This window comes from Bacillus tequilensis, from assembly GCF_012225885.1.
GTDB lineage: Bacteria > Bacillota > Bacilli > Bacillales > Bacillaceae > Bacillus > Bacillus tequilensis.
Genome location: NZ_CP048852.1, coordinates 639,566 through 662,797 on the forward strand (window position 1 = coordinate 639,566; position 23,232 = coordinate 662,797).

Genomic DNA, 23,232 nt, shown 5'->3' on the forward strand with positions numbered 1-23,232 from the left:
TTGTCTATCTGCTCCTGAACAGGCCAATCCTTATTTTTTCGGCATGATCAGAATGCCTGAAAGTCCTCGCTGGCTCGTTTCTAAAGGGAGAAAAGAAGAGGCGTTGCGGGTATTAAAAAATAAGGGGTGAAAAGCGGGCGGCAGCTGAGCTGCAAGGAATTGAATTCGCTTTCGAAAAAGAAGATCAGCTTGACAAAGCGACGTTTAAAAAGCTGTGGTTTCGTGGGTTTGCCGGATTGTGTTTATTGGAATTTCCGCTTCTTGGTAAAGCAGGCCGCCGGGCCGATGCTGATGACTGATGACAGGCTTGATCGGTACGGCGGCGATATTATGGCTAATCGGGATGTTCTCGTTTTTACTCGAAGGATCGCCGGCGCTTCCATATGTGGTGGTCCCGTATTAACGGTTACATTTCTTGCTTTTCAGCAGGGCGCAATTTCACCAGTGACACGGCTGATGCTTTCTGAGATTTGCCCGTTTCGCCTTCACGGTCTGGGAGTTATCACGGTATTCTGTCTGTGGGGGGGTGAACTTTGCAGTCAGTTTCACTTTCCCGATATTGCTGGCCGTAGCGTTTTTTATCTTCGTTGTATTAAGTATTTGCTCAATCCTGTTTGTGAAGACATTTTTGCCGGAAACGAAAAGAATTTTGCTTGAACAGCTGGAGGAAAACTTCCGCATTTATAAACGAGGCGAGACAAAGAAAGAGTCCGGTGCTGAAGCGATTGGATAAGATAAAAAAAGAATCCGCATACGAGCGCGGATTCTTTTTAAGTTCATTAGTTAGGTCTGACAAGGATTTTCACTTGGTTTTTCTCTTTAATAAGAGCACCGAAGCCTTCCTCGATCAAATCGTCTAACACGATTTTTTTCGTGACGAGTTTGTCAGCTGAGAAATAGCCTTCTTTCATTAATGACAATACAGCAGGGAAGATGTCGCGGTACCCGATAATCCCTTTGACTGAACGTTCTTTGATGACGATATCGTTCGGGTGGATTTCAGCGCCTTTTTCCCAAATGCTGACGATGATTGTTTCACCGGCGATTGCAGTTGATTGGATCGCTTGTCGTAATACCACTGGAACGCCTGTGACTTCGAATGCTACGTCAACACCGCCGCCTGTGCGTTCTGCAATCTCAGCGACGACATCGTCTGTTTTAGATGGATCAACAATGATCGCTCCAAGCTCTTCAGCTTTTTGCTGACGTTCAGGTGAAAGCTCAACAGCGTAAATATCAGTCGCACCAGCCGCTTTCAGCGCTTCAATCACAAGAAGTCCGATCGGGCCGCAGCCGAACACAGCCGCTTTGTCGCCGGCTTTAATTTTGCTTGAACGGACAGCGTATAAAGCAACCGCTGAAGGTTCAACGAGCGCACCTTGTTCGTATGATAATTCATCAGGAAGTTTGAACAACAGCTCTTCATCTACAGAGACGTACTCAGAGAAACCGCCGCCGCCGCCGGCTAAGCCGAGGAATCCCATTTGTTCATCAAGGTTGTATGCGCCTTGGTGGCCGTGTGTTGCAAAAATCGGTTCGACTACGACGCGGTCGCCTGCTTTATAGTTTTGAACGCCTTCGCCAACTTCAACCACTTCACCGGAGAATTCATGGCCCATTGTGACAGGCGCTGTTTCATTGGTTAACGGATGAGGTTTGTCAACCGGAATAAAGATCGGGCCGCCTAAGTACTCATGTAAATCACTGCCGCAGATGCCGCACCATTTGACTTTGATCTTTACTTTTCCCGGCTCCGTTTTTGGCTCTTCGATATTTTCAATACGGATATCCTTTTGGTTATGCCATCTTGCTGCCTTCATGGATTACCACTCCTATATCTTTTTATATGAGTAATTCCGCACTGATCAATATGAACTGTTCACAAAATCGCCATTTTTAAAACCAAAAAAGAAATGAAACTTTTATATAATATAATCTACGTTTTTTTTGAAAAAAGAAACTTTGAAGAAAAAAGAGTCTCGCACACTCTTTTTTCTTTATAAGAGAGTATGAATCGTTTACATAATTATGAATTTGGTTTGAACAATACGGTAATGGTTCGTTCATATTGAATGCGATAACTACTCTATTAACAATTATAACGCTAACACTGCAATTATAATAGGATAATCTTCCATGGTTTATTTTAGAAGAGACCTTTTTTCTGATTTTGTAACATTACTGTAAGGATAATGAAATAAAAAAATACTGGTTCATCGTGTATAATTTTCCTAGATGTTAACAAACAGGGGGACGAAATGTTGAAGAAAGTCATTTTAGCCGCTTTTATCTTAGTAGGAAGTACTTTGAGCGCTTTGAGTTTTTCATCAGATGCCAGTGCGAAACATGTGAACGGAAATATTACTTGGTATAATGGAGTCGGGAAAAAAGGCTCTTCAGGTAAAAAACTTGGACATTGGGATTGTGCGACAAAACTCGGATTTGATGTTCCTAGAAACGGGACAAAAATCAGAGCTTATGCAAAAGCGAAACCTAAAAAGGTGATTACGGTTTATAAAAATGATGTTGGCAGAATGCCTCATGCAGTCCTGGATGTAAGCCCTAAAGCGTTTAAAGCGCTTGGATACCCATTAAGCAGAGGAAAGGTAGCGGGACATTACAGCTATTAATCTACATACATAATCTGTAAAGCAAGAAGTCATATTCTTGCTTTTTCTATTGGTGGAGATAAAAGATGAAAAATAGAATCGTATTATTGTTAATTGTCGTGATCGCAGCCGCTGCGGCGGGTTTTGCGTTTTATGCTGCAAAGGATCAAGGCCATGAGAACGCTGCCGGTGTTTCAGTACATACGGAAAGCGGTGATAAGCTGCTTGTTTCGATTACAAATACTGATCTCCTGACGAAGTATTACGAAAATGACAAGGTGATCCATGAGGAAAAGCTGACCAGCTATCCGGCATTTGCCTTGGATCAGAAGCAGCAGGTGCTTTATTATACGGGCAATAATGATCAAAATGAAATGAGGCTTTTTAAGCTTGATCTAAAGTCAAATCAAAAGACGATGCTTTATAAAGGCGCGGAGAGTGCGGACAGTTTGTTTTTGTCAAAGGACCGTTCAACCATCTATTTCCGTCTAGGAAAAGCGGACGAAAGCAATTTCCGGATCGCAGCTTTTGATCTGAAAACGAAGAAGTATAAAAACCTTTATCCCGCCGTGAAAGATCAGGATGACAGCGTCAGCAGCTTCTTTTATAACAAAAAAACGGATTCATTTGCAATGCTCCATTATTCTGTGGAAGAAGACTACAAGAAAACAGATGAAGCGAACGAGAAGGGGATCGATCCTGAACCGACAACGATTCATTTTGCGGCAGGCCGCCAAACCCAATTTGATGAGCTTAAGAGCCTTGACCAGTTTATCAGCGATATTGCTGTTTCTGATGATGATAAACGTATTTTGTTTACGTCTTATACACAAAAAGGCACGGAGCAAACCGCTTCTATTCAGATGCTGAATGCGGATACGAAAAAGTATGAAACCATCATTTCAAATCAAAAATCCTTCAAGCTGTTAATTGACGCCCAGCCGCAGTTCTCTATGGATGGCAAGAACATTTATTTTCTTGCTGAAGCCAAGGGGGCTAAAAAGCTAAAGGATGAAACAGGGCGTGAAGCCAAGGTGAGGACGATTTATTCCTATAATCTTGAAAATAAGACGTATAAAAAAGTGTGGGAAAATCCGAACGGCATCATCAACAGCTTTTTTGTCATCAACTAAAAAAACCACTCGGCATGGGCTGAGTGGTTTTTTAATGGACAAGGAATGATCCGAGCCATTTAAAGAGATGGATCAAAGGTATCGAAAAAAACAGAAGTTCAACATATGAGTTAATTGTAAGATTCAGCTTTTTGAACTGAGCTCTTTTTTTCAGGTCTTTTTGCTGCTGTTTTGTGATCACATTATCACCTCTCTATTATCCATATTATACCATGATAACAAAATGAAAAGCCCGAAACATTTTCCGTTTTGGGCTTCTTTCAAATTTCGGCTTCTTGCGATGTGAAACCTTCATTCTGGATAATTAACGTCTCCGTTCGAGGATTGTTTGCTTGCGGGAGACTGCATTTATTATAGGGAAGAACTAGCTTGTTTTCGTTTGGCTGTTGTTTTGGAGATTCACTAATGAACGAATGCCGTCGACCATTTTGCTTCCGCACAAAGGGCACAATGGCGTATCACTGCTGGCGAAGTTTTTTCGGGTCCAGCCGTTGCAGTCTTCTTTTGTGCATTCCCATGTACTCACATCTTCTTTAGGCAGCGGTTCTTGATTACGTTTGTTATAGTAAGACATAAAGTCACTTCTTCCCTCATGTATTTTACTGCACATTTCTTATTGTCTCATACTTTTGCCTAATCTCCTAATTCCTTTTTCTTTATGACTTTCCAATCAGCTTATCTAAAAAGGAGAGGAGTGTGCTGTTAAAAGCGCACGGTTCTTCTAAAAACGGGCAATGGCTGCTTTTAGAAAAGGTGACAAGCGTCGAATTTGGAATGAGGCTATGCAAGTGTTCTCCAGCAGCAACAGAGAAAAACTTGCGGTCTTCTCCAAAGCACAGCAATGTCGGCACATTGATGTTTTGAAGAATGCCGCGGTAATCAGCAGCCGTTTGGTTAAATAGGATCGTGCTTGAAATCGCAGCCGGCTGTTTGAGGATTTCTGCCAGCATCCATTCTGTTTCTGTCTCAGCAGGCGGTTCTTGGAACATATTATGGATGAAGTTTTTGTAGAATGGCAGCGGATCGGTCTGAATGGCGTGCATCGCCGTTTTTAAACCGTCAAAATCAAACGGACCGTGCTCCCAGCCTTCCCATTGATAGTCGGAAGCGGATTGATCAATGATCACTGCGGCTTGTATGTTATCATTCCCAAATTGATTGAAATAATCCCATACCACAAAAGCGCCCATTGACCAGCCGGCAAGCACGGCACGGTCGAGCTCCAATGCTTTTAGACATTCTCTTACATCACGGGCGTATTGGGAAATGGTGTGTCCGTGCAGCACTTTGTCAGATTCGCCATGTCCTCTAAGATCGAGACGAATACACTGATAATTGTCGGAAAGTGCTGAAAATTGTTTGTGAAAAAATTGTCCGCTCATCAGTACACCGTGTATAAATAGGATCGGTGTGCCGCTCCCATGCGTTTCATAGTACAGTCGTGTCTGATCTTCTAATGTGATGTATGGCATGTTTCTCCTCCTCTAGTTTCCGTCATGAGAATGATCGGCTGCTGTTGAGCCGATGATGACAGCTGTCGCGGATGCATGCTGTGCTTGGATGGCCGTTTCGATAGCTGTGTATAGTCCGGATTCGATCAGCAGATTTTTCTCCATACGCTCACTGAGATATAGGCTGACAGCAATTTTGAAATTCATTTCCTTTTGCCATTTGAATCGTTTTTCTTGGTTCAGCTCTTGTGTGATGGCAAGAACAGTTTTGATATCAGGCTCTTTCAGAAATGTGAGCAGAGCAAGCTCAGGGTAATGATCAACCTTTGGTTTTTTGTAAGACTCAGTGATGGCTTGAAACAGCTTTCTGCATTGCAAAACAAGCGTTTCCGCGTCTTTTTCAGTGTGCAGGGCAAGGATGTGGCTGGTTTGATGTAAGTGCTGGCCTTTGCGAAATCCGCCTGCTGCCAGATGCTGATAGCACGTTTCCGCTTTATCCAGCGCCTGCAAACCTTTTCCGTTCTTGGCGAGCAATACAGCAAGCGGAATATTCTGAGTTGACGTGAGGAAATAATGATTTTTCTTCATTTGCTGATAAACAGCAAGCCCCATGTTCATCTGTTCTTTTTGATTGCTGGCTTCGGATTTGCCGGTGAGTATAATAAGGGCGGAAAGGTACGTGAAAATGTCCCGTTTGTAGCCAAGTCTAATCATCTCGTTGTATCCATCGATGAAAGTCAGAAACGTTTGCTTTGCCTCATGCTGAAAATGAATGTCCAGAATGGAAGCAACAGTAAAACGATGGTGTGAATTGAGTGTTGAGAAGCTGCCGATGTTTGATTTGATATAGCTGCTCAAATCGTAAAAGCGCTGAAAATCAAACTCTCTTTTATTCACAATATATGCAGAAGAAATGAGCATTAATATCTGATCGTGTGCAACTTTCCATTTTAATTTTGATTTTAATTCGGCATAAATGGAAATGTATTGCCTCGTTTTTTCATTCAGGTCGTTTGTCAGCATAAAAAGCAGCTCCTTTTTGCTGTTTTTATGTTATACGAGAAATGGGGCCAAAAGTTTCATATAGAAAAAACTTGCCCGCAAGAGGCAAGTTTGTCGATTATTTATGGGGATCTGTTATATCCATCGGTCTCATCATGTCATAGTCTTCATGCTCGAGAATATGGCAGTGCCATACGTATCGTCCGCTGTACGGCCCGAATGTCACCGCGATTCTCAGGACTTCACCTGCATGCGCTTGAATGGTGTCTTTCCAGCCCTTTTCATTTGGGGGCGGCGGAACAGCCGGCCCGGTAAAAGATAATTCCCCGCTTTCTTGATAACGCGCGATATCAAAAGGACGCCGGTCTATCACACGGAAGGAGACCAGATGCAGGTGAATAGGATGTGTTCCGCGCGTCGGATTGACAATGGACCATATTTCCGTTGTGCCGGCTTTTGGCGCTTCTGTGACAGGGTCGTGCCAGCGCTTGTTATTGAGAAGAAGGACGGGTCTGCCGTATTCGTCCTGTGTGCCTGCCAGCTTCAATGTTCTGATGTTTTGTATTCTTTCATTCTGTACTGAAGGGTATGAAGCGAGGTACTTTGGCTTTCTGCTTTCATCTTTTTGCGTCAATGGTTTTGTGACTCTGAATTGCATGATATTCGCATCTGTTTCAGGGTTGACGTCACCGCCGCAGCCGGCGCTGTTTGCCAAAATGATCGATTGTCCTTCATAGGCTGTGAAGTCAATGATGATATCGTAACGTTCAGCGGGCGCAAGGCTGAAGGAGTTCAATTTAACAGAGCGCGGGAGAAGCCCTCCGTCTGAACCAATCTGAATAAATGCTCCTCCATTATCGAGTGACAGGTTATAGGTTCTCATATTGGAGGCATTGATGACGCGGAAGCGGTATTTCCTCGGTTCAACCTCCAAATATGGCCATACTTTCCCGTTGACGAGTATGCTTTCTCCGCAAAAAGCCGGAACGATTGAGGGATTAGGCAGTGACGGGGAAGGGTTTTCCGGTCCGCTTGGATAAAACAAAGAGCCATCTTCGTTGATCGTGCGGTCTGTGATCAGAAGCGGCACGTCGTATTCGCCGGAAGGCAGCTTAAAGCGTTTTTCCTTTGGATCGTGGATGATATACGCGCCGGCAAGTCCGGCATACACATTCAGCCTGGTGAGCGCCATGGCGTGATCGTGATACCACAAAATAGCACCGCGCTGCTGATTCGGGTAATGATAAACCTCTCTTTTAAAATAAGGGCCTGTTTGTTCAAAGTCTTTTGAAAACCAAGCCTCCGGATACCCGTCACTATCAGCCGGCGTAACGCCTCCGTGTAAATGAACAACGGTTTTGACTTCCAGCTCTTCATGCTTGGTGTCACTATGATGAATCGTATGGTCGACCGGCAGCAAATGTGTGGAAGGGAGGTTGTTCATCCATTTCACATAAACATTTTCATTTCTTTTAACCTCAATGGTAGGCCCCGGAAATAGGCCGTTGTAGCCCCACAGCCGGGTCGGGGGGAGGTCGCGGTGAAGCTTATGGGAGCATTCCTCCATGGTGACTTCGTAGTACGTTTTGTCATCAGATTGCTGTACAGGTTTTAGCGTATCTGGGATTGGGAGAGCATCAACAAATTTTTCAAGTGTCATTTTCATCTGTCCTTATCTAAATTTTCCAAATTGGTACTATAGTTAATGACAATAAGGGCGTGATGGTTACAAAAAAATCTGCGTGCGATGCCTGACCGAAGAAAAAAATACAAAATCCTAAACGGCAGGCCGTTTAGGATTTGATCAGCATTAAGGCAGGATGTCCGGCTGCTGCCGTGTGACTGGCTTGGCTGCTGCTTTCACGCTCTCCTTGCGTTTTCTGAACACAAGGTAAGAGATGAGAACAATTCCCGTAATGATGCCTGTCAGCAGCAGTTCATCCCTCATGGAAGAAATAAACGCCATAGATACTAAAATTCCGCAGATGGCGATGATGGTCAAGTAGGTTAGGAAAGGGAAGAGCCACATCTTGATCTTCAATGCTTCCGGATTTGTTTTTTCGAGTTTTTTTCGCATTCTCAGCTGAGAAACAGCGATGACAAGATAGACGAGTAAAGCGATTGCGCCTGATGAGTTCACTAAGAATAAAAAGACGGTTTCCGGTGAGAAGTAGTTCATGACGACCGCGATATAAGAGAAAAATGTTCCGGCAACAATAGCTTGAACGGGAACGCCTTTTTTGCTCAATTTCATAAAACGGCGCGGCGCTTCGTTTCTTTCTGCAAGTGAATACAGCATTCTGGATGTGGTGTACAAACCTGAATTCAGGCAAGAGAGTACGGCTGTGAGGACGATAAAGTTCATAATCTGCGCGGCTGCCGGCACCCCAACATGCTCAAGTACAGCGACGAAAGGGCTTTCTAAAATATTTGCTGAATTCCAAGGCAAAAGCGCGACAACAACGGCGATAGAGCCAACGTAAAAGACGATAATGCGCCATACAACGGATCGGGTCGCCTTTGTCACCGATTCGATCGGGTTGGCTGTTTCTCCTGCTGCAATGGCAACAATTTCTGTTCCCATAAAGGAGAAGATGACAACGACAATGCCGAGCAATACGGAGCTGACGCCTTCCGGGAAAAATCCGCCTTTGCCTGTAATATTGGATAAACCGACTGGCTCACTGCCTGGCGCAAAGCCAAAAATAAAAGCAAAACCAACGATGAGAAAAGCGATAATAGTAACAACTTTAATGAGGGAGAACCAATATTCAAACTCACCGAAAGACTTAACGGAGTAGACATTTGTCAAGGTGAGCACGATCGTCAAGATCAAACTTGTCAGCCACAGCGGAATATCATGAAACCAATATTGAATAATGCCGGCACCGGCAATGGCTTCGATGGCGATGACAATGACCCAGAAAAACCAATACAGCCAGCCGATTGTAAATCCTGCCCACGGTCCGATGGCATCGTGAGCGTATTGAGAAAACGACCCGCTCGTCGGGTTTACGGCAGACATTTCACCGAGCATTCTCATGATAAAAATGACCAATAATCCGGCTAACGCGTAAGAAACAATGGCACCGGGCCCGGTCGAGTGAATCACTGAGCCGCTGCCTACAAATAGGCCGGCTCCAATCACGCCCGCGATTGAAATCATGGTCATATGGCGTGTCTTTAATTCCTTTTTTAATCCTGATTGAGACTGGTTCATAAGTTACCTCCTTTAAAAAACATATGTTACTGAATATTATGATAATTGAAACTGTATCATAAATATACAATTTGTCGAAAAATCCTGTAAGAAAATATAACAGTTTATTTCAAATTTGTAGGGTTTGTTTGCGGTGTTTTTAGCAGACATGCTCGGATGAAAAAGAAAAAATGTTCCGGCAACGATTCATATTTATCCTTTGATATCATTTTTAAAATGTTTGATTGCGAGAAGCATTGATATTACTGGGCTTGAAGAGATTTCTGGGATGGGAAATAAATTGGCTTAGAGAAAAAGTGTTCCATCGTCACTAGTTTCCTGTGGCGGGTGAATCATGTTTCTGTAGACCCACTGCGGTTCAGCTTTGTATCATAAAAATAGGAATACGCGAGCGGAGAGGGGGTTTTATGTATGGAGAGATATGATGAACTGAAAAAAGGCGAATCCGGAGCGCTGGTCAGCATTGCCGCGTATCTTGTTTTGTCTGCGATGAAGCTCCTGATCGGCTATCTTTTTCATTCGGAAGCACTTACTGCGGACGGTTTGAATAACACGACTGACATTATTGTTTCGGTGGCTGTGCTGATCGGACTGCGCATCTCTCAAAAGCCTCCTGACGAAGATCATCCATACGGCCACTTTCGGGCGGAAACAATCGCATCGCTTATCGCCTCCTTTATTATGATGGTTGTTGGGTTGCAAGTGCTGTTCAGCGCCGGGGAGTCTATTTTTTCTGCGAAAGAAGAGACGCCGGATATGATTGCGGCATGGACGGCAGCGGGCGGAGCAGCCCTGATGCTCGCAGTCTACCAGTACAATAAAAGGCTGGCCAAAAAAGTGAATAGCAAAGCGCTCCTTGCTGCGGCGGCTGATAATAAATCAGATGCATTCGTCAGTATCGGCACATTTATCGGAATTACGGCTGCGCAATTCGATCTTGCCTGGATTGATACGGTTACGGCGTTTGTGATCGGTCTTCTCATTTGCAAAACGGCATGGGATATTTTTAAAGAATCATCTCACTCTTTGACAGATGGCTTCGACGTAAAGGACATTTCAGCTTATAAACAGACGATCGAAAGGATATCGGGTGTGAGCCGATTAAAAGACATTAAAGCGAGATACTTGGGCAGTACGGTATACGTTGATGTGGTGGTTGAAGTATCAGCCGATTTAAATATTACGGAAAGCCACGAGATTGCCAATGAAATTGAGCGGAAGATGAAGGAGGAGCATGCGATTGATTATTCGCATGTTCATATGGAGCCTTTAGAGCACAAATAATTGAGCTTCCTGTCACAGGAAGCTTTTTTGTGTTTTTCCTGTTTTATTGGAAACAATTTGCTAGAATCGTTTTTTTATACAGATCGCTTTTTGTGGTAAAGTTAGGTTACAATATGAAGAATTTTGTAGATGACTAGGAGGAAAAGAATGGCATACCAAGAAGACCTGCATCCTTTGCTGGGGGAAGCAGTTGAACATATGAATAGAGTAATGGTTGGAAAACGAGACATCGCCATACTCAGCTTAGCAGCCATTCTTGCAAAAGGCCATGTGCTGCTTGAGGATGTACCCGGAGTCGGAAAAACAATGATGGTCCGCGCGCTGGCAAAGACAATCGGCGCTGATTTCAAAAGAATCCAATTCACTCCGGATTTACTGCCATCTGATGTAACAGGCGTCTCCATCTATAATGCGAAAACGATGGAGTTTGAATACCGTCCCGGCCCGATTATGGGAAATATCGTGCTGGCCGATGAAATCAACCGCACCTCTCCGAAGACACAGTCGGCTTTGCTTGAAGCGATGGAAGAGGGAAGCGTAACGGTGGATGGCCATACGATGCCGCTTGCCGCTCCGTTTTTTGTGATGGCAACGCAAAACCCGGTGGAATATGAAGGGACCTATCCTTTGCCGGAAGCACAGCTTGACCGTTTTTTATTCAAACTGCGCATGGGTTATCCGTCCTTTCATGAAGAACTGGAAGTCCTATCTCTTCAGGAAAAAAGCCATCCGATTGAGACGCTTGAGGCCGTTATTGCAAAAGATGACTTCATCCGTTTACAGCGGGAAGTGCAAAATGTCCGCGCTGATGACAGCATAAAAGAATATATTGTTGAAATCGTGCAGAAAACGAGACAGCATGCTTCTGTTCAATTAGGCGTCAGTCCGCGCGGATCAATCGCTCTCATGAAAGCGGCCCAAGCATACGCGTTGCTGCATCACCGCGATTATGTAATTCCGGATGATATTCAATATTTGGCTCCTTTTACGCTTCCGCACCGGATGCTGCTGCGGCCAGAGGCGAAGTTTGAAGGAATCGAGGCAGAAACGATCATACGGGAGATTATGTCAGCTGTGAAGGTGCCGGTTCAAAGGTCGTCGGTTCGCTGATGAATAAGAAACTGCAATGGTTTGGATATGGATGGAAGCTGATTGTATTAACGTTATTAACGGCTGCTGTATTTTCTTACGCGATGTTTCAAGGCGGCTTTGTCAGCTGGTTTTTGTTTTACTCGTTTCTCCCTTTTGTCGTGTATGCCGGACTGCTTGCGTTATACCCGCTTCGCTCTTTTCAAGCATCACGGCAAATGGCTAAAACACAATTGCATGCCGGAGACAGGCTGCACGTTTCTCTTACGCTTACCAGAAAACTGCCGTTTCCCCTGATGTATATGGTGGTTGAAGATTGCCTTGCGGAAGGAATCGAGTCAGCCGCGGCCAAACGGCTCGTTTTTCCTTGGTTTAAACGGAGGATGACGATGTCATATGAACTAGCTCGGGTGCCGCGCGGAGAACATCATTTTCATGCTGTCAGGGTGCGGACCGGAGATATTCTCGGTTTAGTTGAAAAAACAGCTTTTTATGAGCTGGAGGATACCCTGTTTGTTTATCCATCCTTTCAGCGTATTCCTTACCAAGTGAATGAGAGGCATCAGGAAGACGGTGTAAGCGGTTCTTCTCCGATTCATCAGCGACATTCCTCAGTTGCGGCAAGTGTGCGGAATTATCAGCCGGGAGACCGGTTTGCTGCATTAGACTGGAAAACTTCTGCGCGGCGGAGCCAGCTGATGACGAAGGAATTTGAACCGTCTCGAAGCAAAAATCTGTTTCTTCTCATGGACCGCTTTTCCTGTGAAGCATTCGAAGAGGTCGTTTCTGTGACCGCTTCGATTCTTCATTCTGTTTTAAAAAATGGCGCGGGGACAGGCTTGGCCTCAATCGGAAAGGAAAAAACGGTTTTTCCTATTCAGGAGGGAGAGCAGCATTTTAAGCGCATGCTTCGGCATTTAGCCGTCGCTCATTGTGATGCGGCTGACCCGGTAAGCCATTATGTACGGGAAGAGCTGGGGAAGCCGTCTGTTCGCCAGGCTGACAAAGTGATCGTCACGGGACAGATTACTGAAGATTTACTGAACATGGCAGCAGCCGAAGGAGGCCGGGTTACAGTGATACTGGCAAAAGAGAAAGATGCTGAGCTTTCTCAAGCGGAAAATGTCATGATCGAACGCATGCTTAAACGTCAAATCAGAGTTCAGGTCATGAGGGACGGACGAGTTTCGCGTGTTGTTTAGAAAGAGAGGTGACGGTTGCGCATGCCGCACGATCAGAAGGGAAGCCGTTTGAGCTTGCTGTTATTTTATTTTCTGGCGTTTTTATTGCTGTGGGAGTGGCTCAGGCCGCTTGACAATTTTACTAATACGAAACATACAGGCTTTTTTATTGTCTTTATCGGCTTGACGTTTCTGCTGACTTTTTTCAGGATGAGGTGGTTTGTCACCGTTCCTTTTTGTGTGTTATTTACGTTGATCTCGATACACATTTTGTTTTATCAAGGTTCTATATTTGACTTGAGCTGGGTCAGTTCTTTTTTGCAGGATGTCTATTTAAATATCACGCTGATTCAATCAGGGCAATGGAATGATATGATTCCTTCGTTTCGGACATTGCTGTTTTTTGTGCTGCTGTGGCTTTTGGTCTATCTCCTTCATTATTGGGTGATTTACCAGAGAAGAATCTTGTTTTTCTTTATGATGACAGTAGCGTATATTACGATTCTTGATACCTTTACGCCATATGATGCCACTTTTGCCGTCATCCGTATCGTGGTGGTCGGTTTCTTTATGCTGGGCCTTTTATACTTAGAACGCATCAAGCTGATGGAAAGAATCACACTGTCAAAAACATCTGTCCTGAAATGGTTTCTTCCTTTATCTGTATTGGTTTTGGCTGCGGCGGGATTCGGACTTGCTGCTCCGAAATCAGAGCCGGCTTGGCCTGATCCAGTACCCTTTCTCAAAAAAATCACGAATCAAAATCAGGTGCCGGCTGGAGAAAGCAAAATCGGATACGGAAACCACGATGAATCACTCGGCGGTCCATTTCAGCAGGATCATACACTTGTTTTCACCTGGCAGGGAAAAGAGCGTACCTATTTCCGTGTGGAAACGAAGGATACGTATACAGGAAAAGGCTGGGTTGAAACAGATACAGGCATGTCATATCAGCTTAGCGGAGGAAACGTTGAAAATCTTTGGTTTGACCATAAGGTTGCGACAGAGCGTAAAGTCATTCGTGTGAAAGTTGATGAGCACTACGGGTATAACCATGTGATGTATCCGATCGGCGCAAAAGCCATTCAGCCAAAGCAGGCTGTCTCACTTGAAATGAACGGGAACACGGAACAAATTTCTCCGATCAGTGAACAAGCAGGTGAGGTCAGAAATATGGGAAGCTATACGGTAACGTACAATTCTCCTGTCTACAAACTGGATGAGCTGAGAAAGGTAAAAGTGAGAAACAACAGCGACGAATACACATTCAGCGATCGTTATATGCAGCTGCCAGATTCGCTGCCAGAGCGGGTGAAATCACTCGCAACCAAACTCACTCAGGATCACGATAATATGTTCGATAAGGTGAAAGCGATTGAGGATTATTTAGGATCCAATGCGTTCACATATGAAACAGAAAAAGTGACTGTCCCTAAAGATGATGAGGATTATGTCGATCAATTTTTGTTTGAAACGAAGAGGGGCTATTGTGATAACTTTTCTTCCGCCATGGTGGTGCTCCTGCGTTCAGCCGGCATTCCGGCCCGCTGGGTAAAGGGGTATACATCCGGCCAATATAAAGAAGCCGGAAACAAAAACGGCAGCATCTACAAAGTGACAAATAACAACGCCCATTCCTGGGTAGAGGTGTATTTTCCGAAACAGGGCTGGGTCACATTTGAGCCGACGAAAGGGTTTACGAATCCGGCTCAGTTTACTTCTTCTGACACAAAGGATTCCGGCAGTGGCAGCAGCGGCTCACCGGAGAAAACGAAAGACGAACAGAAAGAAGAGAAAAAACAGCCGGAAAAAAAGGAAAAACAAAAGGAAAAACGGGAGACAGCGGTTTCTAAAAAACCGTCCGCTTCACATACAAACGCCGGGGCGGGCTGGTATCTGGCGCTCGCAATCCTTGTGGTTCTCCTCGTGGCAGCGGTATTGCTGTATGTTTTCCGTTCGTTATGGATTCCTGTTTTCGCTGTGAGAAAATTGAAGCAGCGAAGTGATCAGCACGTATTTTTTGAAGCGTATGGCGCGCTGCTGAAACAGCTGAAGAGAAGAGGGCTGCCGAAACGAGACAGTGAAACGCTGCGTGATTATGCAAAACGAATCGATGGAAAATCCGGCTCAAAAGACATGTCAAAGCTGACATTACGCTATGAACGGGCGCTTTACAGAAATGAAGATTCGGCAGCGCTTTGGAATGATTCCAGAGAGTTATGGGAAAATTTAATTAAAAGAAGATGGTCTTGACCGCTTATCGACGTGTTGTTAGAATTAGTGAATATTATCGGAGTCTGGGAGCGAGTTGCCGGACTCCGGCAAACGGCCTTGCCAAAGAGGGCGGAGCGAGCTTCATATCTGTCCTCGTTTTTTTCTGTGTCAAAAAACTTAGAGGAGATTAGGTGACAACCATGACAAAGTTAGTGAATGAAATGATTCTTGTCCTTGATTTCGGCAGTCAGTATAACCAGCTGATTACACGCCGTATCCGTGAATTCGGTGTATACAGCGAGCTGCATCCCCATACATTGACGGCTGAAGAAATTAAAGAAATGAATCCAAAAGGAATTATTTTATCCGGCGGTCCAAACAGTGTGTATGATGAAAACTCTTTCCGCTGTGATGAGAAAATCTTCGAACTTGATGTTCCTGTTTTGGGAATTTGCTACGGCATGCAGCTGATGACTCATTACCTTGGCGGTAAAGTGGAAGCGGCAAGCCAGCGCGAATACGGAAAAGCAAACATCCGCATCGAAGGCACACCTGATTTGTTCAAAGATCTTCCGAACGAACAAGTGGTTTGGATGAGCCACGGCGATTTGGTTGTAGAAGTTCCTGAAGGCTTCACTGTTGATGCGACAAGCCATCACTGCCCGAATTCAGCGATGAGCAAAGCGGACAAAAAATGGTACGGCGTTCAGTTCCACCCGGAAGTGCGCCACTCTGAGTACGGCAATGACCTTCTGAAAAACTTTGTATTCGGCGTTTGCGATTGTGAAGGCAAATGGTCAATGGAGAACTTTATTGAAATCGAAATGCAAAAAATCCGTGAAACAGTCGGAGACAAGCAGGTTCTTTGCGCGCTAAGCGGAGGCGTTGATTCCTCTGTTGTGGCTGCTTTGATTCATAAAGCGATCGGCGATCAGCTGACTTGTATCTTTGTAGACCATGGTCTTCTCCGTAAAGGCGAGGCTGAAGGTGTCATGAAAACATTCAGCGAAGGCTTTAACATGAACGTGATTAAAGTAGACGCAAAAGACAGATTCTTAAATAAACTTAAAGGCGTTTCTGATCCTGAGCAAAAACGCAAAATCATCGGTAATGAATTCATTTACGTGTTCGATGATGAAGCGGACAAGCTCAAAGGCATCGACTATCTTGCACAAGGAACGCTTTACACAGATATCATCGAGAGCGGTACAGCAACGGCGCAAACGATCAAATCTCACCACAATGTCGGCGGCCTTCCAGAAGACATGCAGTTTGAACTGATCGAGCCGTTAAACACGCTTTTCAAAGACGAAGTGCGCGCGCTTGGCACAGAGCTCGGCCTTCCGGATGATATCGTATGGCGTCAGCCTTTCCCGGGACCGGGACTCGGAATCCGCGTTCTTGGCGAAGTAACAGAAGAAAAACTGGAAATCGTTCGTGAATCTGATGCGATTCTCCGTGAAGAGGTTGCTAATCATGGATTAGAGCGTGATATCTGGCAATACTTCACTGTTCTTCCTGACATCCGCAGCGTTGGTGTTATGGGTGACGCAAGAACATATGATTACACAATCGGAATCCGCGCCGTCACATCAATCGACGGCATGACATCTGACTGGGCGCGTATCCCGTGGGATGTGCTTGAAGTCATTTCGACACGTATCGTAAACGAAGTGAAGCACATTAACCGCGTGGTGTACGATATTACAAGTAAGCCGCCTGCGACGATCGAGTGGGAATAAATCAATAAAAACGAGAAAAACGTCCCTTTTACAAAAAGGGACGTTTTTTTGTTGCTTTTTTGAAACCGTTTCGGCAGTTTTTGTATCTAACAACATAGGAGGTGGATAAGGTGAAGGAAGAAAGATTGATTACAAAGGCGAGAAAAGGAAATACTCGCGCCTTTGAAAAGCTTATGCTGGCACATCAGGATACTTTATATAAAACAGCCTATCTTTATTTGAGAAATAAAGAAGATGCACTTGATGCTGTACAGGAAACGGCTTATAAAGCTTTTATTCATATAGAAAAACTAAAAGAGCCAAAGTATTTTTTAACATGGCTAACCCGAATATTGATCAATTCCATTTTTGCCATGAATAAAAAGAAAGGCGATTTGGTTCCGTTTGAGCAGCAGCATGATACTGGAACCGATCAAGCCAATATAGAGGAATACATGGATTTGCGAAATGCGATTGATTCACTTGATGAACATGTTCAGCTCACGATTCAGCTCTACTATTTTCAAGATTATTCGATTTCAATGATAGCTGAACAAACAGGAATGGCAGAAGGCACGATCAAAACCCATTTACATAGAGCGAGAAAAGCATTGAAACAAGAGCTGGAAAAGGAGGATCAAAACAAATGGACAAACACCAAGTGAAGCAGATATTTGATGACATAGAAGTGCCAAAGAAAGCGCTAAAAAAGGCAATACATCAAGCTGTCGTTCGTGCTGAAAATGACAGTAACAGCAGACGCCGTTTTAAATGGGGACGAAGGATTACTAATGGAATCGCTGTTGCTGCTGTCGTATGTATATTGTATTTCACGTCCGGTCTTTTTCTGCCATCTGTAAACAAAGCGATGGGAAGCATACCCATTGTCGGCCAAATTTATAAAGATTTTCAAGATAAAGTTGGCCTATCATTGTTTGAAAGCAATTTGGTCACAGATTTGAATGAAAAGGCTGAATCCAGAGGAATCACCGTTTCTGTAAACAGCTCCTATTACGATGCCGGACAGCTTGTCTATAACTTTACTGTTGATAACCTCCAGTCTGATGAAAAAGAGCTCATGTATGATGTGGACGAAGTGAGTTATAACGACAATTTTTCAATTAACTACGATTCCTTAGTGCTTAAAAAAATAAACAACAAACAATATGCAGGACAATTAAGGATTTATACAAATGGCATTCAAATAAAAAATGGGGAAACCGTACCCTTTGTGATTACTCATATCAATGAAATACAGGGAAATTGGAGGTTCAAACTGCCAATTATCAAAAAGAAAGCGAGTTATTTAGAAAGCTCAAAATCGGTATCCGTTTATCATAATCGTTATCAATTTTCCAATATTCAAGTGGAGAATGGAAAGCTCGGATCTGTCCTTCAATTTACAATAGATTATCAAGGCATAGCAAAAAATGATTCGGTTGAAATTAACGAAGTCAAAGATGATTTAGGAAACACATATGAGATGACAGAGTCAAACATCGAACTTGGGGACCGAAGAAAAATAAACGAGAGAACAGTAAGAGTAAAAGGACAAACACAGTTAGAATCACCAATCAATCCAAAAGCGAAAAAGCTAACATTAATAGCAGATATTAAATCTGAGGCAGAGGGCAGTGAAATCGTCCCGCTAAATGCTGAGATGCCGTTCCATGTTTCAAAAACAAACCATCAAAACATAGGAATTGAAATCAATAACATGAAACAAGAAGGAAGAAAAGTATTGGTACAATACCGCTTCACTGGAATTGATACCTCAAGCATGGATGAAAATGATTTAGTGAATATAGGTGAAACGATTGGCCTTGGTGATATGAAAAAAATGAAATCATGGGCTGATCCGTTGGCTTATTATGAAGAAGGTTATTATTTGAAAGCAAATACAGCTAAAGTGAAAAATATGAACACAGCCGAAATGCTATCCACTTTTGAACTGGATGATGCCTATCTTGATAAGCTGTCTTTAAAACATTTTGAGTTTGATAAGTATGGTCTGTATATCGATAAAGGTGTTATAAATGATCTTATTCAACTAAAGCCATTCTCGTTTACTGTACCAGTGCATCAGGTGAAGCAGCCTGGTGAAAAAAAATCATCATAAGTTGAAAAGCCGTATGCAGTCATGCATACGGTTTTTACATGTGTTGCCCATTTAGTCAATAGACGAATAAACCAATTTTTTTAACAAGTAATGTTCGTTATTTATATTGTCATTTCAAATTGATGTTGGTACAATAGACACAGAAATCAAATAAGATGAATTCGTATAATCGCGGGGATATGGCCCGCAAGTCTCTACCAAGCTACCGTAAATGGCTTGACTACGTAAACATTTCTTTCGTTTGATATAAATAAAACACGTTTATTTATTCAAACTGAAATCGGTCTGTAGTCAAGCGTCCCAAAATGTATTGGGGCGTTTTTTATTTGGCGATTTCAGGGCAGGATAAATAGCAAAGAGTGAAGGGAGTCAAATAGCTTGAAAACGTATTTTCAGTTTGATGAGCTGGGCACCAGCTATCGCAATGAAATCATTGGCGGATTAACGACTTTTTTATCTATGGCATATATTCTGTTCGTCAATCCAATTACGCTTGCTTTGGAGAGCGTGAAAGATTTTCCGGAGGCGCTGAGAATTGACCAGGGCGCGGTCTTTACAGCGACAGCGCTGGCGTCGGCAGCAGGCTGTATCTTAATGGGATTGATCGCGAGGTATCCGATTGCCATCGCGCCCGGTATGGGGCTGAACGCGTTTTTTGCGTTTTCTGTCGTCCTCGGTATGGGCATTTCGTGGCAGGCAGCTTTGTCTGGTGTTTTCATTTCAGGTCTTATTTTCGTTGCTCTTTCTTTAACAGGTTTTCGTGAAAAAATCATCAACGCCATTCCGCCTGAACTGAAATTGGCAGTCGGCGCGGGTATCGGTCTATTTATTACATTTGTTGGATTGCAGGGATCAGGAATTATCACTGCAAACCCTTCTACACTCGTCACCATCGGAAACATTCACAGCGGTTCTGTGCTGTTAACGATTTTCGGTGTGATTGTAACAGTTATTTTAATGGTGCTCCGCGTAAACGGCGGCGTATTTATCGGAATGCTGCTGACGGCGGTTGCCGGTATGATCTGCGGGCTGATTCCGGTTCCGACACATATTGTCGGCAGCGTGCCGAGCCTTGCGCCGACGTTCGGACAAGCGTGGATTCACCTGCCGGATATTTTCTCCGTGCAGATGCTGATCGTCATTTTAACGTTCTTGTTTGTCGGATTTTTTGATACAGCGGGCACACTTGTTGCTGTGGCGACTCAAGCTGGTTTAATGAAGGAAAACAAATTGCCGCGTGCGGGCCGTGCGCTTTTAGCCGATTCATCTTCCATTGTGATCGGTGCCGTACTTGGTACGTCTACAACAACTTCTTACGTTGAATCAAGCTCAGGTGTCGCTGCGGGTGCCCGTTCAGGATTTGCGGCGATTGTAACAGGTATTCTCTTTTTACTGGCTACGTTTTTCTCGCCGCTTCTATCAGTCGTTACTTCAAATGTAACAGCGCCGGCGCTTATTATTGTCGGTGCGCTGATGGTAGCGCCGCTTGGCAAAATCGCTTGGGATAAGTTCGAGGTGGCCGTTCCCGCTTTCCTTACCATGATCATGATGCCGTTAACGTACAGCATTGCGACTGGGATTGCCATCGGATTTATTTTCTATCCGATTACAATGGTGTGCAAAGGAAAAGCCAAAGAGGTTCATCCGATCATGTACGGATTGTTTGTCGTATTTATCCTGTACTTTATCTTCTTAAAATAAGGAATAAAAACCAGCTGCTGGCAGCTGGTTTTTTTGTTGCGAAAAGTAAAACCATTTCATACGATATACCGTCATGTAGATGTGCCGCCATGATTTACTTAAATGGAAATGACTTGACTGTTCAGGAAGGCTTCGGTACCTTATATAAGAGTTTCCGCCGTATTTTTTTGATAGGAGTTGCTGACATGACGGAAGAAAGAAAAGAAATGTTTGAAGAAGAAATGAACCAGAGTGAAAGAATAGATGCAGATGAAGAACCGCTATCGAGGATGTCCAGAAAGGCGAGCAGGCAAAGCAAGCAAAAGCAGAAACCGCACAAGGAACGCGGTGAATCAGCTGTTAAAGACAAGCTTGCGTCTGTATGGGCAGCCATCAACAGATATTGCGGTTTTGCGTTCTCAATTTTAAAATCACCGGCGAAAACCGTCGTGGCGGATGGTTTTTCTCATTATAAATATGGTCTGATTTCAATGCTTATATTCAGTATGATCTTTTCAATTGGGAATTGGTTCCAATTAAAGGCGAGCTGGAATCGGCCGCTCGGGTTTGGAGAACGCCATCATGCGTTTTATGACGGATTTTTAGTCGTTCTTGTGTATTTGCTGATCTTTTTTGCGGTAATGGTCTTTGCTGTATGGGCCGTCTCTCGTTATATGATAAAGCAGAAGGTGACGTTCAGAGAAGCGGCTGCCGGTTTGGGTTCATTGCTTGTGCCGGTCATTGCTGTTTCAATCCTTTGGCTGATCTTTGCGATCGTGAATGTCCCGATGCTGACAGTTCTGTTTACAGTGCTGATCTTGTTTTCGATCTTTTTCATGATGGCGCTGTATGTGCAGCGTCTGCATCAGGCGGCACACGATGCACCGATTGACTATATCTATTGTGTATTCGCTGTGGTTGCGGTAGCGCTGCTGTTTGCGGCGGTGACTTGGCCGTTTATTTCTGAATATTTCACGGCGTCGCTGATCCCGCTTTAATGAAAAAACCGGCTGTCCACAGCCGGTTTTTTGCTGTCACACTTTTTACAAATATATCTAAAAAACCCAATTGATTTGTAGGACTAATCCATGTATGATGAGGAAAATGCTGTAAGCGTCCAGTGCACAAACCTTTAGATTTAAGGAGGATGATGGACATGGCTGATTTACTTCGCCAAGCGATTAATCAAAAGAAACAGTTTTTAAAAACCAAATTACTGCTCTCGGAATTTTATCAGGGAAGAGGGGAACAGCTGGCCGATTATACGCTGAGTGAGCTTGAGAAAGAATACAAGTCCCTTCTGAAAGTAAAAAAAGAGATCTGACAATAGATGAGAAGAGGTGAGTCTGCTGTGAAAAGCGGGCTTTTTTGTTTTGGTGTTGAAAAAGTGAGAAAGAGGGTAAACTACTACTGTTCCAACTCATAGAGCGTGCTGAATTATTTTCTTTAGGCTGACGGCTTCAGCTCATTGTAAACGGTCCGTTTCTCTAGTAGAATATGAATGCTTTATGCAAGCTGAAGAGTAGGGGGTAACATAAATGATGCAAACCGTCTTATCAAATGGAGCAGCCATGGTTCTCATCATTCTCATTATTAATATTGTTTATGTATCATTTTTCACAATAAGAATGATATTAACGCTGAAAGGCCAGCGCTATTATGCGGCCGGCATCAGTACGATTGAAATATTGGTGTATGTGATGGGGCTGAGTCTTGTGCTCGATAACTTAGACCAGATTCAAAACGTGATCGCATATGCGCTCGGTTACGGTCTTGGCGTAATTGTCGGCATGAAAATAGAAGAAAAACTGGCACTTGGCTATATGATGGTCAACGTGATTACGAAGGAGCTTGATGTTGATCTTCCGAAGCAGCTTCGGGAAAAAGGCTACGGCGTGACAAACTGGGTGGCCGGCGGGCTTGAAGGCGACCGCACCGCCCTTCAGATTCTGACACCGAGAAGATATGAGCTCCAGCTGTATGATACGATTAAAACAATAGATCCAAAAGCCTTTATTATTGCGTATGAACCCAAAACAATCCATGGCGGCTTCTGGGTCAAAGCAGTGAAGAAGAGGAGAATTAAAGAATAATGGCAAAACCAAAGAAGAAAAAGTTTGAAGTGACAGAGCAGCAAACCATTGATGCGGTGCTTCAGCAAATGAAAGAAGAAGGATATTTGCCTGTGCGGCGAATGGAAGAGCCTATTTTTATGGAACAAAAGGAAAATGGGTCAATTCAGATTGTTCCGTGCGGGAAAAAAATCGTATTTGAAGGGAAGTTGATCTAAAACACGAACATTAGTAGGAAGAAATTTCGTATCGTTCGATAATATCGTTGACATTATCCATGTCCGTTGTTAAGATAAACATGAAATCAAAACACGACCTCATATAATCTTGGGAATATGGCCCATAAGTTTCTACCCGGCAACCGTAAATTGCCGGACTATGCAGGAAAGTGATCGATAAAACTGACATGGATATATCGCAGAAGCGAACGACTGACGATACATGTACCATGCCCGGT

The 23,232-nt window shown here is 43.8% G+C and carries 21 protein-coding genes, 1 pseudogene and 2 riboswitches; of the genes and pseudogenes, 15 read left to right on the forward strand and 7 right to left on the reverse strand.

All coding sequences use genetic code 11. The features are described from left to right. Nucleotides 1-34: 34 nt before the first annotated feature. Nucleotides 35-733, forward strand: a pseudogene (locus tag G4P54_RS03395) (MFS transporter); the annotation flags it as partial. A 46-nt stretch (nt 734-779) separates the two neighbouring features. On the opposite strand, the gene bdhA reads toward G4P54_RS03395, so the two are convergent. Next, nucleotides 780-1,820 carry a (R,R)-butanediol dehydrogenase gene (gene bdhA / locus G4P54_RS03400; protein ID WP_167871767.1) on the reverse strand — a complete coding sequence of 347 codons (1,041 nt, stop codon included), beginning with the start codon at nt 1,818-1,820 and terminating at the stop codon, nt 780-782. Between the two features lie 438 nt (nt 1,821-2,258). Between bdhA and walM the strand changes: the two genes are divergently transcribed. Both walM and G4P54_RS03410 read left to right on the forward strand, forming a co-directional pair. Then, entirely contained in the window at nt 2,259-2,630 is a 372-nt protein-coding gene (gene walM / locus G4P54_RS03405) for a cell wall metabolism protein WalM (RefSeq protein ID WP_167871768.1), read from the forward strand. Nucleotides 2,631-2,695: 65 nt separating this feature from the next. Next, the gene (locus G4P54_RS03410) at nt 2,696-3,742 is read left to right on the forward strand and encodes a TolB-like translocation protein (protein ID WP_167871769.1); all 1,047 of its coding nucleotides are present in this window, start codon (nt 2,696-2,698) and stop codon (nt 3,740-3,742) included. 31 nt (nt 3,743-3,773) lie between these two features. Here the strand turns inward: G4P54_RS03410 and G4P54_RS03415 are convergent, their stop codons facing one another. The 6 genes from G4P54_RS03415 to gabP all read right to left on the reverse strand — a co-directional run bounded on the left by G4P54_RS03415 (nt 3,774) and on the right by gabP (nt 9,415). After that, nucleotides 3,774-3,923, reverse strand: a complete 150-nt coding sequence (locus G4P54_RS03415) for a hypothetical protein (RefSeq protein WP_167871770.1) — start codon at nt 3,921-3,923, stop codon at nt 3,774-3,776. Nucleotides 3,924-4,106: 183 nt separating this feature from the next. Next, nucleotides 4,107-4,316 carry a cold-shock protein gene (locus G4P54_RS03420; protein ID WP_003234008.1) on the reverse strand — a complete coding sequence of 70 codons (210 nt, stop codon included), beginning with the start codon at nt 4,314-4,316 and terminating at the stop codon, nt 4,107-4,109. 82 nt (nt 4,317-4,398) lie between these two features. Then, entirely contained in the window at nt 4,399-5,214 is an 816-nt protein-coding gene (locus tag G4P54_RS03425) for an alpha/beta fold hydrolase (RefSeq protein WP_167871771.1), read from the reverse strand. Between the two features lie 12 nt (nt 5,215-5,226). Then, nucleotides 5,227-6,216 (reverse strand): DUF4003 family protein, encoded by a 990-nt coding sequence (locus G4P54_RS03430; RefSeq protein ID WP_167871772.1) that lies wholly within the window; start codon nt 6,214-6,216, stop codon nt 5,227-5,229. Between the two features lie 97 nt (nt 6,217-6,313). Beyond that, nucleotides 6,314-7,855, reverse strand: a complete 1,542-nt coding sequence (cotA, locus tag G4P54_RS03435; protein ID WP_167871773.1) for an outer spore coat copper-dependent laccase CotA — start codon at nt 7,853-7,855, stop codon at nt 6,314-6,316. Nucleotides 7,856-8,005: 150 nt separating this feature from the next. After that, nucleotides 8,006-9,415 carry a GABA permease gene (gabP, locus tag G4P54_RS03440; protein ID WP_167871774.1) on the reverse strand — a complete coding sequence of 470 codons (1,410 nt, stop codon included), beginning with the start codon at nt 9,413-9,415 and terminating at the stop codon, nt 8,006-8,008. Nucleotides 9,416-9,826: 411 nt separating this feature from the next. Here gabP and mneS point away from each other — a divergent pair, with 411 nt between their 5' ends. The 12 genes from mneS (at nt 9,827) to G4P54_RS03500 (ending at nt 22,993) form a co-directional block, all read left to right on the forward strand. Then, on the forward strand, nt 9,827-10,699 hold the full coding sequence (gene mneS, locus G4P54_RS03445) for a manganese transporter MneS (protein ID WP_167871775.1): 873 nt from the start codon (nt 9,827-9,829) through the stop codon (nt 10,697-10,699). 147 nt (nt 10,700-10,846) lie between these two features. Next, nucleotides 10,847-11,809 carry an AAA family ATPase gene (locus G4P54_RS03450; protein WP_167871776.1) on the forward strand — a complete coding sequence of 321 codons (963 nt, stop codon included), beginning with the start codon at nt 10,847-10,849 and terminating at the stop codon, nt 11,807-11,809. After that, nucleotides 11,809-12,990: a DUF58 domain-containing protein gene (locus G4P54_RS03455; protein WP_167871777.1), complete on the forward strand. Its 1,182-nt coding sequence runs from the start codon at nt 11,809-11,811 to the stop codon at nt 12,988-12,990. Before G4P54_RS03450 ends, G4P54_RS03455 begins: the two co-directional genes overlap by 1 nt. Before the next feature lie 21 nt (nt 12,991-13,011). Then, entirely contained in the window at nt 13,012-15,222 is a 2,211-nt protein-coding gene (locus tag G4P54_RS03460; RefSeq protein WP_167871778.1) for a DUF4129 domain-containing transglutaminase family protein, read from the forward strand. 161 nt (nt 15,223-15,383) lie between these two features. Beyond that, nucleotides 15,384-16,925, forward strand: coding sequence for a glutamine-hydrolyzing GMP synthase (gene guaA / locus G4P54_RS03465; protein WP_162104278.1), 1,542 nt, complete (start codon nt 15,384-15,386; stop codon nt 16,923-16,925). A gap of 110 nt (nt 16,926-17,035) precedes the next feature. Next, nucleotides 17,036-17,569, forward strand: a complete 534-nt coding sequence (locus tag G4P54_RS03470) for a sigma-70 family RNA polymerase sigma factor (protein WP_024715858.1) — start codon at nt 17,036-17,038, stop codon at nt 17,567-17,569. Next, nucleotides 17,551-19,023 carry a DUF4179 domain-containing protein gene (locus G4P54_RS03475; RefSeq protein WP_167871779.1) on the forward strand — a complete coding sequence of 491 codons (1,473 nt, stop codon included), beginning with the start codon at nt 17,551-17,553 and terminating at the stop codon, nt 19,021-19,023. The genes G4P54_RS03470 and G4P54_RS03475 overlap by 19 nt, the downstream gene beginning before the upstream one ends. A 141-nt stretch (nt 19,024-19,164) precedes the next feature. Next, nucleotides 19,165-19,266, forward strand: a riboswitch (purine riboswitch). A gap of 135 nt (nt 19,267-19,401) precedes the next feature. Then, a complete protein-coding gene (gene pbuG / locus G4P54_RS03480) occupies nt 19,402-20,724 on the forward strand; it encodes a hypoxanthine/guanine permease PbuG (protein WP_167871780.1) in 1,323 nt (440 codons plus the stop codon). Nucleotides 20,725-20,909: 185 nt separating this feature from the next. Next, the gene (locus G4P54_RS03485; RefSeq protein WP_167871781.1) at nt 20,910-21,701 is read left to right on the forward strand and encodes a DUF6574 domain-containing protein; all 792 of its coding nucleotides are present in this window, start codon (nt 20,910-20,912) and stop codon (nt 21,699-21,701) included. A gap of 158 nt (nt 21,702-21,859) precedes the next feature. Continuing rightward, a complete protein-coding gene (locus G4P54_RS03490; RefSeq protein ID WP_032682149.1) occupies nt 21,860-22,027 on the forward strand; it encodes a Fur-regulated basic protein FbpA in 168 nt (55 codons plus the stop codon). Between the two features lie 214 nt (nt 22,028-22,241). Further along, complete coding sequence (locus tag G4P54_RS03495; RefSeq protein WP_024715854.1) at nt 22,242-22,796, forward strand: DUF2179 domain-containing protein; 555 nt, start codon at nt 22,242-22,244, stop codon at nt 22,794-22,796. Continuing rightward, complete coding sequence (locus G4P54_RS03500) at nt 22,796-22,993, forward strand: NETI motif-containing protein (protein WP_024715853.1); 198 nt, start codon at nt 22,796-22,798, stop codon at nt 22,991-22,993. Before G4P54_RS03495 ends, G4P54_RS03500 begins: the two co-directional genes overlap by 1 nt. Nucleotides 22,994-23,072: 79 nt before the next feature. Then, a riboswitch (purine riboswitch) is annotated at nt 23,073-23,174 on the forward strand. Nucleotides 23,175-23,232 lie beyond the last annotated feature (58 nt).